Here is an 18,386-nt window from a genome sequence, read left to right on the forward strand (position 1 = left end):
GTGAGATTATTTATTTTTTTTAGATATAATCGAGCTTTATTTATATATTAAAAAAGGTTATATTTATGTTGCGCTTGTTTATTGTAAGTGTTTTATTTTTTAATTCACTATTAGCTTTTAATGTAAAATCTTTATTTACTTATACTTTTAATGATAACATTAGTTATGACTTAGAAAAAGCTAAAGAAATATATTTTAAAAATAAATGTAATACTTGTCATGGAGAGAACGGAGAAAAAAATTCTTATGGTAAAAGAGCTCTTAAAGACTTAAATCCAGAAGAAATCAAAGGTGCTTTGAAAGATTATGCTAATGGATATTTTAAAAATCAATCAAGCGATAATATCCAAATGAGTTTGTATGCTAAAAAATTAAGTGATAGTGATATGAACCACATCATAGCTTATTTAAAAGGACAAAATTTTTCTATAGAGCTTAATCAAAAAGATCTTTTAGAAGAAGAGCCAGCACCAAAAACTAAACACAATACATTTTTAAAATAACAAAAAAAGGAGTTTTCATGAAAAAAAATCTACTGTTAGCTAGCTTACTTTGTGCTAGTTCAATTTATGCTGCAGAGGTAAAAATAGGGGTTGTTTTGCCGCTTACTGGCACTTTAGCAGCCTATGGTAATGATGTATATGAGGGCATTAAACTAGCCAATACTTTAAATCCAAATTTAAAAAATGGAGATAGTATTAAAATTATAGCTATTGATACCAAAGGTGATAAAATAGAAGCAGCAAATGCTACTACTAGACTTATCTCTCAAGATAAAGTTTTAGGTCTTATAGGCGAAGCTGTTACACCAAATACTATGCAAGTTTTATCCATAGCCGAAGAAAGAAAAGTTCCTGCTATAGCTCCAGTTGCCTCAGGCGATAAGCTTTTAGATAAAAAAAGCTATGCTAGTAGAGTTTGTTTTATGGATAGCTTTCAAGGAGATAAATTTGCTAATTATGCCTATAAAGATTTAAATTTAAAAAGCGTGGTTGTTATAGTTGATCAAAGCAATGTATACTCATTGGGTCTAGCAAGAGCTTTTGAAAAAGAATTTAAGCAAAATGGTGGAAAAGTACTTAAAAAATTAACCATTTCTTCGGGCGATAAGGACTTTAAAGCTATTGTTTCTCAACTTAAAAGTATCAATCCAGACTTTGTTTATATGCCAATTTATCACCCAGAAGCTGCCTTAATAGCAAGACAAGCAAAAGCGGTTGGATTTAACAAACTCTTAAGCGCAGGAGATGGGGTAAATAATAAAACATTTATAGAGCTTGGTGGTGATGCTGTCAATGGAGTAGTATTTACTGATAGTTTTGATTATAACAATCCTCCAACAGCTTTGTCTAAAAATTTCATCAATGCTTATGAAAAAGATCATGGCACCAAAGAGCTTCCAGCATTTTCTGCTATGGGAGCTGATGCTTATTATGTAATGGTAAATGCAATGAATGAATGCGCTAGCAATCTTAATACACAATGCATTAATGAAAAAATTCACTCAACTAGTAATTTTGAAGGTGTGGGTGGGGTTATAAGCATAGATGCTAGTGGTAATGCGAGTCGTTCTGTGGTTATAAAAGAAATACAAGATCAAAAACAAGTATATAAAACTATTATCAATCCTTGAAAGGTAAACTATGAAAAAAATTAGTATAGCTATATTATCTGTCATAGCTTGCAATATTATACAAGCAAAAGAAATTAACATTGGCGTAGTTTTACCTCTAACAGGTTCTACGGCAGCATATGGACAAAGTGCTTTAGATGGAGTGAAAATTGCAAATTCCATGAAAAACACTCTAAGTAATGGAGATAAAGTAAATTTAGTAGTAGTTGATACAAAAGGTGATAAAATAGAAAGTGCCAATGCTAGCACAAGATTAGTTTCACAAAACAAAGCTTATGCGCTAATTGGTGAAATGCTAACAGCTAATACTTTGCAAGTGATAAGAATTGGCGAAGAAAAAAAGATCCCAGTGGTTGCTCCTGCAGCTACTGCTGATAAAATTTTAAATAAAAAATTATATGCTAGTAGAGTTTGTTTTATGGATAGCTTCCAAGGCTCATCTTTAGCTAATTATGTAAAAAATAAACTTAACTATACCAAAGCTGTGATAATTAGCGATCAAAGTACGGATTATTCTTTGGGTTTAACTAGAGCCTTTGAAAAAGAATTTAGCAAGCAAGGTGGAAAAATTTTAGATAAATTTAGAATCACAGCAGGCGATAAAGACTTTAAAGCCATTCTTTCACAAATTAAAAATTTAAAACCTGATTTTATTTATCTTCCAGTATATTATACCGAAGCTTCTTTATTTGCAAGACAAGCAAAAGCAATGGGTATAAATATCCCTATGGGTTCAGCAGATGGGGTGGCTGATGAAACCTTTGTTAATTTAGCTCAAGATGCTGCAGAAGGATATTTATTTACTGATAGCTTTGATTATAACAACCCACCAACACAACTTTCAAAAGACTTCATACTAGCTTATGAAAAAGAAAAACAAAGCAAAGAAGTTCCAAATTTCACAGCTATGGGTGCAGATGCGTATTTTGTGATTTTTGAAGCTATGCAAAAATGTGTTAATGATTTTAACAGTGAATGCATTAATAACAATATCCACGCTACTTCAAAATTTGAAGGTGTTAGCGGAGTAATTAACATTGACAAAACAGGCAATGCTACGCGTTCAATTGTTATAAAATCAATAGAAAATCAAAAACAAATTTATAAAGATACGATTCTTCCGTAAATAAAATTTTAAGAGGTTCAATGGATAGTTCTTTAATTTTACAGCAAATTATAAACGGTTTTAGCTTAGGTAGCATGTATGCACTTATTGCTATAGGCTATACAATGGTCTATGGTGTTTTAAGATTGATTAATTTTGCACATGGCGATATCATGATGGTAGGAGCATACTCAGCTTTATTTTGTGTCACAAGTATGAATGTGCCTTTTTTAGGAGCTCTTTCTTTGGCTATGTTATTTGCAGCAGCTTTAGGTATAGCTATTGATAGAGTAGCTTATAAACCTTTAAGAAAAGCACCTAGAATTTCTTTACTTATTACAGCTATAGGCATAAGCTTTTTAATACAAAATGTATTTAATGTCTTATTTGGCTCAACACCAAAATATTTTCCTGTGCCAAGTTATCTTGAAACAGTGATTAATTTTAATAATATCAGCATTAGCATTAATAGTATTTTAGTACCTATTTTGACATTTTTTATACTATTAGTGGTTTTATTCATACTTTATAAAAGCAAATATGGCATTGCTATTAGAGCTTTAGCTTTTGACATTCATACTGTAAATTTAATGGGAATTGACGCAAATCGTATTATCGCTATTGTATTTGCACTAGGCTCAGCTTTAGCCGCTATTGGTGGTATTTTCTGGGCTGTTAGTTATCCTTCTGTTGAACCTAGCATGGGAACTCTTATAGGACTCAAGGCATTTGGCGCTGCTGTTTTAGGTGGTATTGGTTCGGTTGCTGGAGCGGTATTAGGTGGTTTAATTATAGGATTTACAGAAGTTGTTGTAGTTGCTATTTTCCCCGATCTTTCTGGTTTTAAAGATGCTTTTGCATTTATCTTTTTAGTATTGATTTTGCTTTTTAAACCAACTGGAATTTTGGGCATAAATTTTGAAAAAAGTAGGTTTTAAGATGGTTGCAAGAAAAATTACACATTTAAGTTTTTTTATCATAGCACTTGCTTTTCTTTTTATATCTCCTTATTTTTTCAATGATTATAAAATAGGAATTTTAAGCAATATTGCTATTTTTGTTATCTTAGCAGTAAGCTATAATCTTATCAACGGGGTTACAGGACAATTTTCACTAGAACCAAATGGCTTTGTAGCTATAGGAGCTTATGTTGCAGCTTTAGTATTACTTACAAGTGAAAGCAAAATCGACCAGTTTTCTTTAGAAGATCCAAGTAGCTTTATTTTGATGATTCATTCGCCAAGTTTTATTGTAGCGTTACTTGCTGCTGGACTTTGCGCTATGCTTTTATCTTTAGTTTTGGCTTTTGCAGTATTTAGAGTTAGAGGGGATTATTTAGCAATTGTAACACTAGGTTTTGGTATCATTATTAAACTTATGGTGATCAACTTTGCTTCTGTTACAAATGGCTCTTTAGGCTTAAACGACATTCCTAAACATACTACTTTATACTGGAGTGGTGGGATTGCCATATTTTCAGTTGTTATCATCTTAAACATTGTTAGTTCAAAATTTGGTAGAGCCATGAAAGCTGTAAGAGATGATGAGGATGCAGCACTAGCAATGGGTATAAACACCTTTAATATTAAAACCTTAGCCTTTAGCACTTCAGCGTTTTTAGAAGGTGTTGGGGGAGGCTTGCTTGCTTGTGCGCTAGCTTCAGTTTCACCTGAGCAATTTGACTTTTTATTTACCTTTCAACTTTTAATCATCATTGTTTTGGGTGGTTTAGGTTCAACCACTGGTGCTATCATCGGAGCTATTTTAGTAATAGGCGGAAGTGAGTATTTAAGATTTTTAGATGAAAGTATGAATATTTTTGGTTATGAAACCCCTGCTATACCTGGTCTTAGAATGGTTGTATTTTCCATTGTATTGATCTTGGTAATGCTTTTTGCAAGAAGAGGAATAATGGGAGATAAAGAATTAACAGATGTTTTGTTTAAGTTTTCTAAAAGGAAGAAAAAATGATTTTAGAGCTTAAAGAAATTCATAAAAATTTTGGTGGAGTTAGCGCTATAGCGAATACCTCATTTGCTATTAAAGAAAGTGAAATTTTTGGACTTATAGGCCCAAATGGCGCAGGAAAAACTACGCTATTTAATATTATTACAGGAAATTATAAGCCAAGTAGCGGGGAAGTCTTTTTTCTAGGAAAAAAAATTGATCATTTAAAACCGCACAAAATAGTTCACCTAGGTATAGCAAGAACTTTTCAAAACATAAGACTTTTTTCAAGCATGAGTGTTTTAGAAAATGTATTGATTGGTTTTGATAAGAGTATTAAATATAATATTTTCGAAGCCTTTTTACATCTTGGAAGATTTTCCAAAGCAGAAAAAAATGCAAAAAAAGCAGCTTATGAAATTTTAGAACAACTCAATATTGCTCATTTGGCTGATGAAAAAGCTACTAGTTTAAGCTATGGTCAGCAAAGAAAAGTTGAAATAGCAAGGGCTTTAGCAACAAATCCTAAACTTTTATTGTTAGATGAACCTGCAGCAGGTATGAATTCTACAGAAAGTGATGATTTGGCCGAGTTAATTTTTAACATAAGAGATAATAAAAAAATTAGTGTTTTACTTATAGAGCATGATATGAAATTTGTAAACAAACTTTGCGATAGGGTTATGGTGCTTGATTATGGTAAGACTATTTTTGAGGGAAAACCAAACGATGCGGTGCAAAACCCTGAAGTAATTAGTGCATATTTGGGAGATTTTAATGCTAGTAGTTAAAGATTTACATGTTTATTATGGTTTGATTGAAGCTGTTAAAGGTATTGATTTTACTATAAAAACAGGAAGCATAGTTAGCTTAATAGGCTCAAATGGCGCAGGAAAAACCTCAACACTTAATGCTATGTTAAATTGTGTTAAAAAAACTGGCGAGGTAACTTTTCTAGGTTATGACACTCAAAGACATTTACCGCACACTCTAGTTCAAAAAGGCATTGCTTTAGTACCTGAGGGAAGAAGGGTTTTTATCAATCTTACTATAGAAGAAAATTTAAAAATTGGTGCTTTTAATAATGCAGAAAATTATGAGCATTTAAAAAATCAAATGTATAGGCTTTTCCCAAGATTAAAAGATAAAAAAAATGCCCTTGCAGGAACTCTAAGTGGCGGAGAAGCTCAAATGTTAGCTATCTCAAGAGCACTCATGAGTGAGCCAAAACTTTTAATGCTTGATGAGCCTTCATTAGGTCTTGCTCCAAAAATAGTTGGAGAAGTTTTTGATATTATAGTCAAATTAAAAGAAGAAGGAATCACCATTTTATTAGTAGAGCAAAATGCATTTTCAGCTTTAAAAATCAGCGATTATGCTTATGTTTTAGAAAATGGCAAAATCGCTATGCATGCACCTGCAAAAGATCTTATCGGCAATGATGAGATTAGAAAAAAATACCTTGGAGCTTAATTCATGAAAAAACAACTTTTAGCTTTTGGGGATATAAAAATTTCTATTTTTTTGTTTTTAATTTTTGCCCTATTTTGCGCCCTAGCTACTTTCATAGAAAGTGCTTATAATACACCAACAGCTTGGGCAATGATCTATGGCTCTTCTTGGTTTGGCTTTATACAACTCATACTAGGGATTAATCTTTTAGTAGCTCTTTTTAAATACAAAATGTTTAATAAGAAAAAAATACCACTTTTAATCTTTCACATCTCATTTTTATTTATATTACTAGGCTCAGCGATGACTAGATATATGGGATTTGAGGGAAATTTACACATTAGAGAAAATGAAAAAAACAATATTATTGAAACTTCAAAAAGTTATATTTACATAGCAACCTTAAAAGATGATAAAGTATATAGTGCTTCAAAATCTGAATATATTGCAACCCTGCCTTTTGTAAATGATTTTTCATTTGATTTAATCTTGCCTGATGAAAAAGCTCAAATTGCATATGAAAATTTAATCTTAGATGCAAAAGAAGTTTATATTGATGATAATAATTCTGCTCCACTTTTATCTTTAATGCTTTCACAAAATAACGAATCTAAAGAATTGCTTTTTCAAGCAGGAGATATTGAAAATATCAACGGCGTTAATATAGCATTTTTAAATGACTCTGTTCCAAGTCCTTATATAAAAATCGATAAAGATTTAAAACTTAGTGCTGATTTTGATTTAAAATACATGTCAATGAGTGATGGCAAAGAAAATATTTTAAAAGCAAATCAAAAAGCACAAGCTAAAGATTTAAGATTATATTCTTTTAATGATATTAATTTAGTGGTTAAATTTGCTTCCTTGCATGGCAAAAAAACTTTAGAAGGTATCAATCAAGCTCAAGATGAAAGCTTTTTTACTTGGTTTAAAAATAGTTGGATAGAGCTAGGACGCAATGCTTTGATTTCTTTATTTGGTGAGGCAAAATACTGGAATAATTCTTTATTAAATAATTTCAAAGATTTTGCACAAAGCACTAAATATATGCCAACTCAACTTTCAGATAATGCTATTAATGCTTTAAAATTAAAATTAAGCTATAAAGGAGAATCCAAAGAAGTTTTCCTAGTAGAATACAACTCGCCTATCCGTATTGATGTAGCAGGTCAACCTTTCTTTTTAAGATGGGGTCCTAAAGGAATAGAAATGCCATTTGAAATGTACCTAAAAGACTTTGAATTAGAACGCTATCCTGGCTCGATGTCGCCTATGTCTTATGCAAGTTATGTAGAAATTGACAATGCTGATAAGAAACTAGAATATAAAATTTTCATGAATAATGTTTTAGATTATCAAGGCTATAGATTTTACCAAAGTTCTTATGATCAAGATGAGCTTGGTACCATACTTTCAGTGAATAAAGATCCGGGTAAAATTCCTACATATATTGGATATTTTTTACTCACATTAGGAATGTTTTTAAATATTTTAAATCCTCATTCAAGATTTAGGACTTTAGCTAAATTAATCAATCAAGACACCTTGAAAAGAACAAGCGCGATATTGGCATTTATATTAGTTTTTTTTGCAAGCCAAAATACTTATGCAAATGAACCCATCAAGGTAGATGAAACACATGCTAAAGAACTTGCTTCTTTGATAGTGCAAAAGCCTGATGGTAGAATGGTTCCTTTTAATACTTTAGCCATGGAAGTTTTAGAAAAAATACATAAAACAACGACCTTCCAAGGACAAAGTGCTGAAGCAACAATCATATCAATGATTTTTGATGGTAGTGCATGGTATAATAAAGATATTATTTTGATGCCAAGAAGTCGTTTGGTTAATGAAGAAATTTCTAAAATTTTAGAAATTGAGCCTAGAGCCTATACTAGTTTTAAAGATTTTTTCACTACAGATTCATATAAACTACAAAAATATGTAGAAAATGCTAATAGAAAAAATCCAAACCGCAGAAGTGTTTTTGATAAAGAAATCATCAAGCTTGATGAAAGGGTTAATATTGTAAATTTAATTTTCTCAGGTGATATTTTTAGATTTATTCCTTTACAAAATAGCACAAATAATCAATGGGTAGCACCACGTGAAGCTTATATAGGATTAAAAGGTGAAGAAGGTGCAGAAGTTAAAAGTATTTTAGAAAACTATTTTAATGCAGTTAGTAATTCCATTGTACATAATAACTGGGATGAAGCAACTAAAAACTTAAATGCTATCAAAAATTACCAAGAAAAATACGGCCATGAAGTTATGCCTAGTGCTAAAAAAATTAGCACAGAAATCTTTTTCAATAAAAGTCAAATTTTTGTAAATCTTACCCCTCTTTATCTTTGTGCTGGATTTTTGCTTTTAATTATAGTTTTTGTTAAGATGCTACTGCCAAAAATACGCATTGATTTTATTTTTAAATGTGTTTATGTATTTAATATCGTGGCATTTTTCATCCATACTTTAGGTTTAGCTTTGCGTTGGTATATAGCAGGTCGCGCACCATGGAGCAATGCTTATGAGAGTATGGTTTATATAGCTTGGGCTTTATCATTATCTGGAATTTTCTTTTCCAGAAAAAGCCCTATTGCACTTTCTTTAACTTCTATTTTAGCAGGAGTTACTTTAGGTGTAGCTCATCTTAGCCAAATGGATCCACAAATTACTAACTTAGTTCCTGTGTTGCAATCATACTGGCTAACTATACATGTTTCAGTTATTACTGCTAGCTATGGATTTTTAGGACTATGTGCATTATTAGGTATATTTGTACTTGTTTTACTATGCATGCTAAAAATCAATGGTAAACATAATGAAAATATTTTAAGAAATATTACAGAAGCAACAAGAATCAACGAAATGGCTATGATCTTAGGACTTTGCTTACTTACAGTTGGAAATTTCTTAGGTGCTATATGGGCAAATGAAAGCTGGGGAAGATATTGGAGTTGGGATTCCAAGGAAACTTGGGCTTTAATTAGTATTTTAGTTTATGCGGCTATTTTACACATTAGAATGGTGCCAAAATGGGCAAATCAATACACTTTTGCAGTTTGCTCTATGTTTGCATACTGGGTGATTATTATGACTTATTTTGGAGTAAATTACTTTTTAACTGGTATGCACTCTTACGCAGCAGGAGATTCAGTAAAAATTCCTGATTATGTGTATTGGGGCTTTTTATTTATGGTGGCATTAAGCATAGCAAGTTATTTCAAAAAATCTTATGCAAAAAAATTATAGGAAAGTTTTAAATGAATAATTCTCTTTTTGTATTTTTGATTATTGCTTTAGTTATTGTTATTATACTTGGAATTCTTTTAGTTTTATTTTTTACACACAAAGATAAAAACACCAATAAATCAAATATCACTAAAACTCCAAAAATAATTAACATTGAAGATTTTATATCTAAAGCTAATGATGCAAAAAATTCTCAAGAAATTCAAGCTTTGATTTTGCAGTTTTTAAATTCACAAAAATTAGGATCTAATCCAAAAGATAGTACCACTAAAAGAAAACTTGATTTTATTAGTGCTATTTCAGCAAATGCCAATGCCACTCCTAAGAATATTTCGTTTTTAAATAATGAATTAAAAAAAAGATATAAAACTTTAAAAAACGAAATAGATGCTTATGAGCAAATAGGTTTAGCAAAAAGAAAAATGAGACAATCTTAAGGTTTTTTGATGAAAAATATTAGAAATTTCTCTATTATAGCTCATATCGATCATGGAAAAAGTACACTAGCTGATAGAATTATTAGCGAATGTGGTGCAATTAGCGATAGACAAATGAGTGCCCAAGTAATGGATACTATGGATATAGAAAAAGAGCGTGGTATAACTATAAAAGCTCAATCTGTGCGTTTAAATTATAAACTTAATAACGAAGAATATGTATTAAATTTAATAGATACTCCAGGTCATGTTGATTTTTCCTATGAAGTAAGTCGCTCTTTAGCAAGTTGTGAAGGAGCTTTGCTTGTTGTTGATGCTTCACAAGGAGTAGAAGCTCAAACTATAGCCAATGTTTATATAGCCTTAGAAAATGATCTTGAAATCATACCAGTGATAAATAAAATAGATCTTCCTTCAGCTGATATAGAAAAAGTTAAGCACGAAATAGAGCATATTATAGGCATTGATTGCTCTAATGCAATTTGTGTTAGCGCAAAAACAGGTGTAGGTATAAAAGAACTCATAGAAACCATCATCACAAAAATTCCTGCGCCAAAAACCGATGATGAAGCACCTACCAAAGCTTTAATCTATGATTCATGGTTTGATAATTATCTTGGAGCTTTGGCTTTGGTTAGAATTTATGAGGGAAATATAGCTAAAAATGATGAAGTTTTAGTTATGAGTACAGATAAAAAACATCTTGTGCAAGATCTTTTTTACCCTCATCCATTAAGTCCTATAAAAACCAAAAAATTAGAATCAGGTGAAGTAGGTGTTATCGTGCTTGGACTTAAAAATGTTGCTGATGTTCAAGTGGGCGATACCATAACACTAACCAAAAATAAGGCAAAAGAAGCCATTGGTGGTTTTGAAAAAGCCAAAGCTTTTGTTTTTGCAGGATTATACCCTATAGAAACGGATAAATTTGAAGATTTAAGAGATGCTTTAGACAAATTAAAACTTAATGATAGTTCTATCACTTACGAACCTGAGACATCGCTAGCTTTAGGGTTTGGTTTTAGAGTTGGTTTTTTAGGTCTTTTACATATGGAGGTTATTAAAGAAAGACTTGAGCGTGAGTTTAACCTTGATTTGATTGCTACTGCTCCAACTGTTACTTATGAAATTTATCAAACCGATGGAGAAGTTTTAAAAATTCAAAACCCAAGTGAGTTGCCTCCAGTAAATAAAATCGATCACATAAAAGAACCTTATGTAAAAGCAACTATCATAACCCCAAGCGAATATTTAGGAAATTTAATCACTCTTTTAAATCGCAAACGTGGTATGCAAGTTAAGATGGATTATATCACCCCTGAGCGTGTTTTACTTGAGTATGATATACCTTTAAATGAAATCGTTATGGACTTTTACGATAAACTCAAATCACTCACTAAAGGTTATGCTAGTTTTGATTATGAACCTATTGAATTTAGAGTGGGTGATCTTGTAAAGCTTGATATTAAAGTAGCTGGTGAAAATGTCGATGCACTAAGCATCATAGTGCCAAATGAAAAGGCACTAAGCAAAGGCAGGGAGCTGGTAAAAGCGATGAAAGAAATCGTCCCAAGGCAGCTTTTTGAAGTTGCTATCCAAGCAAGCATTGGAAATAAAATCATCGCAAGAGAAAATGTAAAATCTATGGGTAAAAATGTAACTGCAAAATGCTATGGCGGGGATATTACTAGAAAAAGAAAGCTTCTTGAAAAACAAAAAGAAGGTAAAAAAAGAATGAAAGCTATCGGTAAAGTACATTTACCTCAAGAAGCATTTTTAAGCGTTTTAAAAATAGACTAAATCCCTAGTTTAAAACTAGGGATATAAATTTATGCATTGATATCTAAAGAATTTCCACCCAATTCATTGATTTTTTGAGTTACTTTTTCAATAGCTTTATCAATTGTTTCATAGCTGATATCAGGAAGTTTGCCACCCCACATTTTTTCCGCTTGCGCAAATCCTGCTTTTAGACCTTCTAAACCTTTTTGAAGTTTTTCCATATCATCACCAGCTCCATTAATAACAAAATCAGCCAATCTTTGAGATGTTTTTGCTACACCAAAATACCCATCTTCCCCAATAAGCTCTTTTGCCTCATCAGCATTTAAACTAAGTATATCTTTACCTTCATATCCTATAGCTTTAAAATCTACATTTGATAAAATAGCCGTTAAAGAATCCTTAGACTGAGCTCCTTGAAAAATCCCAGCTTGAGATAGACCATTAGATGAACTCATGCTAAATGCTTGTTGCATAAAACTCATAGCATAAAGTTCTGTTATGCCTTTTCCGCCTATACTAGCAAGCTTACTAAGCTTATCCTCATCAATATCTTTTGTGCTATTAGCGCTTTTAGTATTGGCATCTTCAAGCTTAGTATTCGAATCAGCCTTCCTATTGCTAATCTGTGACTCCACTGCCACACGTGAATACGAATTTATTTGCATCCTTGCTCCTTTTTTGTGGGTTTATAAAAATCGGATAAAAATTATTAAATTTTATATTAAGAAATTTATAACCACTACTATAATATAATTTCTTTTATTTATTGTATTTTTAAAATTTAGGTGATATAAATGCTTTTTAGAGATTTTTTTATAATCATTGTTGATCCGTATTTTAAAGATATCATAGAAGGCATAGAATCTCTCTATTAGCTTTATTTTATTCGTAAATTATCAAACAGAACGCAAAAATAAACGCTAATAAGGAAAACTATGCCATTACACAATTTTTACACTAATACAAATGCTACTATATTGTTTTGCAAATGTGCCCTGCCTAACATGGCAAGTGTTGCATTTATATATCTTTATATTATTATTGATGGAATTTTTGTTGGTAAATACCTTGGTACAGACTCATTAGCTGCCATGAATTTAGTAATGCCCTTTATTATGATAAGTTTTGCTTTGGCTGATATGATAGCCATAGGTTCATCAGTGCAAATAGCAATTAATCTAGGTAAAGGAAAAATCGAAAAAGCAAGAGCTATTTTTTCTTTTTGTATAGTTCTTATTTTTGCAATTTCTTGCTTAATGGGAATATTAGGATTTTTCTTAGCAAAACCTTTAAGTGCTTTTATGGGTGCTGATGAAAACATACAAAATTTATCCACTGAATATATGCAAATTTTTGCTCTTTTTGCACCTTTTACCATGTTAGCTTTTGCTATGGATAGTTATTTAAGAATATGCGGTAAAACATTTTATAGCATGGTGGTTAATATCACAGTAGCTCTAAGTAATATCATTTTGGATTGGCTTTTTATAGTTATTTTTGAATGGGGTTTATTCTCAGCTGCTTTAGCAACTTGTATAGGTATGTTTTTAGGAACTACTTTAGGCTTTACACCTTTTATTTTTAAAGACTTAATTTTAAAATTCAAAAAACCCATAATTCATTTAAAAATACTTAAAAATATTATTTATAACGGATCTTCTGAATTTTTTTCAAACATATCAAGTTCTATTTTTACCATACTAGCTAATGCTATATTATTAAAAATAGCTGGGAATCAAGCACTAGCGGCATTTTCTATTATACTTTATTTAAGCACCTTTGCTTTTGGTTTAATTTTATCAATGTGTGAAGCCATGCAACCTGCTATAAGTTACAACTATGGATATAAAAACATATTAAGAATTCAAGCTATTTTTAAAAGAATGTTTATAGCATCTGGCGTATTTGGAATATCTGTGTTTTTACTTGCATTTTTTTTCAACGAAATTATAGTTTCTCTCTTTAATAAAAATAATGATATTAGTTTTGCAAATCTAGCACAAAATGCACTTGTATTGTTTTCTTTTTCTTTTTTATTAAGCTGGCTTGGAAAACTTTGCGCATCTTTTTTTACCGCTTTAGATAAACCCATGCTTTCTTTAGCCATATCCATCATACAAAGTTTAGTATTACCTTTTATCTTTATACAGGTATTATCATATTATCTTAGCTTAAATGGAGTTTGGCTTGCTTCTTTTGCAAGCGAGGTTCTTATGGTGTTTATTGCTTCTTATTTACTATATAAAACTTTTAAAGATCTAAACTCTTAGCTAATTTTAAACAAGAGTTTAGATCTTGCTCTTTGCATATATACAAATTTTTAAAATTATGAAGTTTTAAAGCTGTACTTTGACCTATAACTACAACTTTATCTTCGTTTTTTAATGCAAAAAATTTCAAAAATTGCTCTATGCTTGAAGGAGCGCTAAAGATAAAAACACTAGGATGTTGTATTTTTAACTCATCTTTTTTGGGCTCTATGGCTACATTTTCATAAACAATTAATTGTTTTAAAGAGATATTTTCATTTAATAAAACCTCATCAAGGCCTGAGCTAATTTTCTTAGCTCTTAAATAAAGACATTTTTTATTTTTAAACTCAGATAAAAACTCGCTAGCTAAATTTTTGCCATAAGCTTTACTGGGATATTTGACATTTTTAAAACCAAGTTCTTTTGCAAAATCAGCACTTTTTTGCCCCACAGCATAAAGTTTAATATCAAAATCAATTTTACTTTTACTTGACATTAATGCTTTGAGTGCATTCTTAGAGCTAATGATCAAGCAATCAAATTCTTTTAAATTCACTTCAAAATCAAGAAATTTGATTTCATTTAATCTTATAGTCTTAACGCCATCAAATTCTTTATCCCCTATAAAATAAATCATTATTTTCCTATAAAAGTTTTATCAAAACTTGATCTTAAATTTAAAGTTGCCATATAAGGATCACTTGCTTGCATTATTGCTCTAACCACAGCTATACCTTGTATATTACAGTCTTTAAGCAAATTTAAATTAGTTTCATCTATCCCACCTATAGCTACAATAGGTAAAGAACTTAAACTAGTAATTTCTTTTAATCCATCTATACCAAGCACAACACAATCTTGCTTACTAGGCGTAGCAAAAACAGCCCCTACTCCAAGATAAGTAGCGCTTTGAGTATTAGCAAGCTCGCTTTTATGATTGATCGTAAGTCCTATGATTTTATCTTCGCCTAAAAGTTCTCTTGCTTTTTTTAAAGGCATATCCTTTTGTCCTATATGCACTCCATTTGCATTCACAGCCATGGCTATATCGATTCTATCATTTATCACAAAAGGCGTATTATATGTTTCACACAAAGTTTTAACTTTTAAAGCAAGATTATAAAATTCTAAAGTGCTAAGATTTTTTTCTCTAAGTTGTAAAATATCAATCTTGGCTTTCAAAGAAGCTTCTAAAATATTTAAAAACTCACTTTCACTTTTCTCACCCTTGCTTGCAACAAGATAAATTTTAAATGATTTCATATTTAGCTCTTTTTTTAATTTCTTCATCATTTAAATTACTTAAAGCATCGATTAAATTCACTCTAAAACTACCACTTCCACTAGAAAGATCTTGAGCGATTTCACTAGCTATGCCAAAACTCAATAAAGCATATAAACTAGCCTGAAATTTATCTTCTAATGCTCCTGCAAAAACCCCACACAAAGAAGCACACATACAACCTGCTCCAGTTATTTTAGTAGCCATGATAGAGCCATTATAAACTTTTGCAATGCGCTCTTGATTTATAATATAATCAATTTTTCCAGTTATAGCTAAAACACGCTTAGTTTTATAAGAATATTCTCTAGCTTTTTCTAAAAACTCATCATTAATTACAAAAGTACTATCAACCCCTCTTGCTTTACCATCTAAACCTATAACACTAGCCATTTCAGACGCATTTGCTTTAACAATACTAATACCTTTTAGATTAAGCAATTCAAAATTAATCCCATCTCTTGCCTTACTCACACCCAAAGCAACAGGATCAAAAACTATAGGTTTATTTAATAAAGCATATTCTTTGGTTGCTTTTAGCATAGAATTTGCTACAAGCTGATTAATAGTGCCTGTATTTAATACTAAGGCTGAGCTTATTTTAGCAAAATCAGTTTGTTCTTCATAAAAATCAGCCATAGCAGCACTTGCTCCCATTGCTATAGTTACATTCGCACAATCATTAGCTGTAACATAATTAGTAATATGATGAATCAAAGGATTTTTTTCTCTTACTATTTTAATCATTTTTTATTCCTTATCAAATTGATAAAAATGATTTGTTGGACCACAACCTTTTCCAAGTGCTAAGGAATTTAATATAGCCCCATATACATAATCTTTAGCAAGCTTTATAGCTTCATGCTTTTCTTTACCTAAGGCAAGATTACTAGCTATAGCTGAACTCAATGTACAACCTGTACCATGTGTGTTTTTTGTGTTGATTTTTTCTGCTTTAAAAATACTAAATTCCTTTCCGTCATAAAAAACATCATTAGTATTATTTTTACTATGCCCACCTTTAATCAAAACACTTTTTGCACCTTCTTTGAAAAGCTTTATAGCAGCTTTTTTCATATCCTCTTCATTAAGTATTTTAAAATCACATAAAAATTCAGCCTCAGGTATATTTGGCGTAAGTACATCAGCTAAAGATAAAATTTCATCTTTAAAAAACTGACAATTTTCCAAAGGCATTAAAGCATAGCCATTTTTTGCAAACATCACAGGATCAATCACTACATTTTTGGCTTTAAAGCGTAATAAATTTTCTTTTACGCAAGTTATAATTTCTTTTGAACCTAGCATCCCAATTTTCACAGCAGCTGGCTCTATGTCTTCATAAACTGCTAACATTTGCTCATCTATTATCTTAGTGGGTATATCAAAACAAGAAATCACTCTTGCAGTGTTTTCAGCCACAACGCTTAAAACTACACTCATACCAAATAAATTATGAGCGCTAAAAGTTTTTAAATCAGCTTGTATGCCAGCCCCACCGCTACAATCACTTCCTGCTATAGTTAAGATAGGAATTTTAGTTTTTGTTTTTGCTTGTATCATTTTTATCCTTTTTTATAAAAAAGGAAAGTTTTTGCAAGAATTCAAAGTTCGCATTACCAAACTTCTCAAGGGTCGAAGTCTAACTTCCTCTCAGCAAAAGCTCCCCATTAATGAAAAATTATATCTTAGTTTTAATTAATCTTAAAAAATATTTTGAAATACTGCTATAATTTTGAAAAAACTACACAATTTTTGAGGAAAAAATGACTAAAATTATTTTTGTTTGCTTAGGGAATATTTGTCGTTCCCCTATGGCTGAATTTATCATGAAAGATCTTTTAATAAAAGCAAATTTAAACGATAAATTTATTGTTTCTAGCGCAGGCACTTCAGGTTATCATGATGGAGAGGATATGCACTATAAAACCAAAGCCATGTTAAATAGTAAAAATATCAACTCCAAGCCATTTTGCAGTCAAAAGCTAAGCTTAAAAATGTGTGAAGAAAATGATCTTATTATCGTTATGGATAATTCTAATTATAATGATGTAGTTAAAAATTTTCCAAATTTTAAACACAAAATTCACAAAATCACTTCTTATGCTTTAGAATTAGGATACGATGAAGTTCCTGATCCTTGGTATAGCGGAGATTTTAATGAGACTTATACTATACTCTCGCAGGCATGCTCTAAACTCTTAAAAACATTAATATAAAAATTTATCATTTAGATAATATTTGTACATTTTTGATTTTAATGTTATAATAAAACCAAATTTCAACATTGCAAATAAAAAAAGGAGGTTATTTAATGAAAAGTATTAAATTAAAAATTTCATTAATTGCTAATGTTATAGCTATCATCTGTTTGATAGTACTTGGAATTATTAGCTTTATTTTTACAAAAAAAGCTTTAAATCATGAGGTGGTTAAGGCTGAAACTAACTATGTAAAAGTTGCAGAAAAATCAATGAGAGATTTTAAAAGTCTCCATACTCATTCTTTAGAGCAACTTTCTCAAGCTATTTTAAGACTTCCATATAACGAACTTAATACCCAAGAAAAGCTTATGGAAAACACAGGCGATTTACTTAAAACCGTTAGAGATATAAACAGCTATTTGGCTGTCTATATAGCTCAATCAAATGGAGAATTAATAGTAAGCGATCCAGATAGCGATAGTAAAGGCTTAGACTATGGAATTTATGGAAAAGCTGACAATTATGATGCCACCACAAGAGAATTTTATATAGAAGCTAGAAAGAAAAATGGTTTATATATCACAGCAGCTTATATTGATGCAACAACAGGATTGCCATGTTTTACCTATGCTATGCCTTTAATTAAAGATGGTAAATTTATAGGGGTATTAGCAATTGATGTTTTAGTTAAAGACTTACAAGAAAAATTTAACGAATTACCAGGAAGAACTTTTGTATTTGATCATGCTTATACTGTATTTGCATCAACTGATAAATCATTAGTTGGTGGAGAGCAAAATCCAGATATAGTTACAGTAGCTAAAGCTTATGAAAATGCTGGAGATTATAATATTTTTAATTATACCACTCAAAATGGTGGCGATAGATTTGGTATTTGTGTAAAAATTGATGGTTATACAACTTGTGCTGGTGAAGATGTAGAAGTAATAGAAACCCCTGCACTAAAAATAGCTTACATTCAAACTATTATTGTTATTTTTACAAGTATTGCAAGTATTGTTTTACTTTATTTT

18 protein-coding genes are annotated in these 18,386 nt (G+C 30.7%); 13 read left to right on the forward strand and 5 right to left on the reverse strand.

From position 1 onward, the window contains the following. Positions 1 to 65 precede the first annotated feature (65 nt). Genes CAMP5121_RS07545 through lepA form a run of 10 tightly spaced genes read left to right on the forward strand, consistent with a single transcriptional unit; the run spans position 66 to position 11,629 of the window. Entirely contained in the window at positions 66 to 503 is a 438-nt protein-coding gene (locus CAMP5121_RS07545) for a c-type cytochrome (RefSeq protein ID WP_263709065.1), read from the forward strand. 17 nt (positions 504 to 520) lie between these two features. Continuing rightward, positions 521 to 1,633 (forward strand): ABC transporter substrate-binding protein, encoded by a 1,113-nt coding sequence (locus CAMP5121_RS07550; RefSeq protein WP_337215247.1) that lies wholly within the window; start codon positions 521 to 523, stop codon positions 1,631 to 1,633. A gap of 10 nt (positions 1,634 to 1,643) precedes the next feature. Further along, positions 1,644 to 2,759, forward strand: a complete 1,116-nt coding sequence (locus tag CAMP5121_RS07555; protein ID WP_337215248.1) for an ABC transporter substrate-binding protein — start codon at positions 1,644 to 1,646, stop codon at positions 2,757 to 2,759. A 20-nt stretch (positions 2,760 to 2,779) separates the two neighbouring features. Further along, the gene (locus CAMP5121_RS07560; protein ID WP_039628648.1) at positions 2,780 to 3,676 is read left to right on the forward strand and encodes a branched-chain amino acid ABC transporter permease; all 897 of its coding nucleotides are present in this window, start codon (positions 2,780 to 2,782) and stop codon (positions 3,674 to 3,676) included. Between the two features lies 1 nt (position 3,677). Then, on the forward strand, positions 3,678 to 4,709 hold the full coding sequence (locus CAMP5121_RS07565; RefSeq protein ID WP_337215249.1) for a branched-chain amino acid ABC transporter permease: 1,032 nt from the start codon (positions 3,678 to 3,680) through the stop codon (positions 4,707 to 4,709). Next, the gene (locus CAMP5121_RS07570; protein WP_263683264.1) at positions 4,706 to 5,476 is read left to right on the forward strand and encodes an ABC transporter ATP-binding protein; all 771 of its coding nucleotides are present in this window, start codon (positions 4,706 to 4,708) and stop codon (positions 5,474 to 5,476) included. The genes CAMP5121_RS07565 and CAMP5121_RS07570 overlap by 4 nt, the downstream gene beginning before the upstream one ends. Further along, on the forward strand, positions 5,463 to 6,158 hold the full coding sequence (locus CAMP5121_RS07575) for a high-affinity branched-chain amino acid transporter, ATP-binding protein (RefSeq protein WP_039618807.1): 696 nt from the start codon (positions 5,463 to 5,465) through the stop codon (positions 6,156 to 6,158). Before CAMP5121_RS07570 ends, CAMP5121_RS07575 begins: the two co-directional genes overlap by 14 nt. A gap of 3 nt (positions 6,159 to 6,161) precedes the next feature. Next, positions 6,162 to 9,392, forward strand: coding sequence for a c-type cytochrome biogenesis protein CcsB (gene ccsB / locus CAMP5121_RS07580; RefSeq protein ID WP_337215250.1), 3,231 nt, complete (start codon positions 6,162 to 6,164; stop codon positions 9,390 to 9,392). 11 nt (positions 9,393 to 9,403) lie between these two features. Beyond that, positions 9,404 to 9,829, forward strand: a complete 426-nt coding sequence (locus CAMP5121_RS07585; protein WP_337215251.1) for a hypothetical protein — start codon at positions 9,404 to 9,406, stop codon at positions 9,827 to 9,829. Between the two features lie 9 nt (positions 9,830 to 9,838). Continuing rightward, positions 9,839 to 11,629, forward strand: a complete 1,791-nt coding sequence (lepA, locus tag CAMP5121_RS07590; protein ID WP_214098856.1) for a translation elongation factor 4 — start codon at positions 9,839 to 9,841, stop codon at positions 11,627 to 11,629. Between the two features lie 29 nt (positions 11,630 to 11,658). Here lepA and CAMP5121_RS07595 read toward each other — a convergent pair whose 3' ends face one another. Continuing rightward, positions 11,659 to 12,279: a hypothetical protein gene (locus CAMP5121_RS07595; protein WP_263664244.1), complete on the reverse strand. Its 621-nt coding sequence runs from the start codon at positions 12,277 to 12,279 to the stop codon at positions 11,659 to 11,661. Positions 12,280 to 12,549: 270 nt separating this feature from the next. Here CAMP5121_RS07595 and CAMP5121_RS07600 point away from each other — a divergent pair, with 270 nt between their 5' ends. Continuing rightward, positions 12,550 to 13,884: an MATE family efflux transporter gene (locus CAMP5121_RS07600; RefSeq protein ID WP_337215252.1), complete on the forward strand. Its 1,335-nt coding sequence runs from the start codon at positions 12,550 to 12,552 to the stop codon at positions 13,882 to 13,884. Here the strand turns inward: CAMP5121_RS07600 and CAMP5121_RS07605 are convergent. From CAMP5121_RS07605 to thiD, 4 genes are read right to left on the reverse strand one after another with little or no spacing between them, the layout of a single operon-like run. After that, on the reverse strand, positions 13,865 to 14,506 hold the full coding sequence (locus CAMP5121_RS07605; protein WP_337215255.1) for a uroporphyrinogen-III synthase: 642 nt from the start codon (positions 14,504 to 14,506) through the stop codon (positions 13,865 to 13,867). The genes CAMP5121_RS07600 and CAMP5121_RS07605 overlap by 20 nt on opposite strands. After that, entirely contained in the window at positions 14,503 to 15,129 is a 627-nt protein-coding gene (gene thiE, locus CAMP5121_RS07610; protein WP_337215253.1) for a thiamine phosphate synthase, read from the reverse strand. The genes CAMP5121_RS07605 and thiE overlap by 4 nt, the downstream gene beginning before the upstream one ends. Then, positions 15,116 to 15,895 carry a hydroxyethylthiazole kinase gene (thiM, locus tag CAMP5121_RS07615; RefSeq protein ID WP_263679691.1) on the reverse strand — a complete coding sequence of 260 codons (780 nt, stop codon included), beginning with the start codon at positions 15,893 to 15,895 and terminating at the stop codon, positions 15,116 to 15,118. The genes thiE and thiM overlap by 14 nt, the downstream gene beginning before the upstream one ends. A 3-nt stretch (positions 15,896 to 15,898) precedes the next feature. Next, positions 15,899 to 16,708, reverse strand: coding sequence for a bifunctional hydroxymethylpyrimidine kinase/phosphomethylpyrimidine kinase (thiD, locus tag CAMP5121_RS07620; protein WP_263703119.1), 810 nt, complete (start codon positions 16,706 to 16,708; stop codon positions 15,899 to 15,901). A gap of 206 nt (positions 16,709 to 16,914) precedes the next feature. Here thiD and CAMP5121_RS07625 point away from each other — a divergent pair, with 206 nt between their 5' ends. Both CAMP5121_RS07625 and CAMP5121_RS07630 read left to right on the forward strand, forming a co-directional pair. Next, complete coding sequence (locus CAMP5121_RS07625) at positions 16,915 to 17,367, forward strand: low molecular weight protein-tyrosine-phosphatase (protein ID WP_263703117.1); 453 nt, start codon at positions 16,915 to 16,917, stop codon at positions 17,365 to 17,367. A 95-nt stretch (positions 17,368 to 17,462) separates the two neighbouring features. Next, positions 17,463 to 18,386: PDC sensor domain-containing protein (locus tag CAMP5121_RS07630; RefSeq protein ID WP_337215254.1), on the forward strand; the 924-nt coding region annotated here is incomplete at its 3' end.

This window comes from Campylobacter sp. 2352 PW (assembly GCF_024723575.1).
Lineage (GTDB): Bacteria > Campylobacterota > Campylobacteria > Campylobacterales > Campylobacteraceae > Campylobacter_D.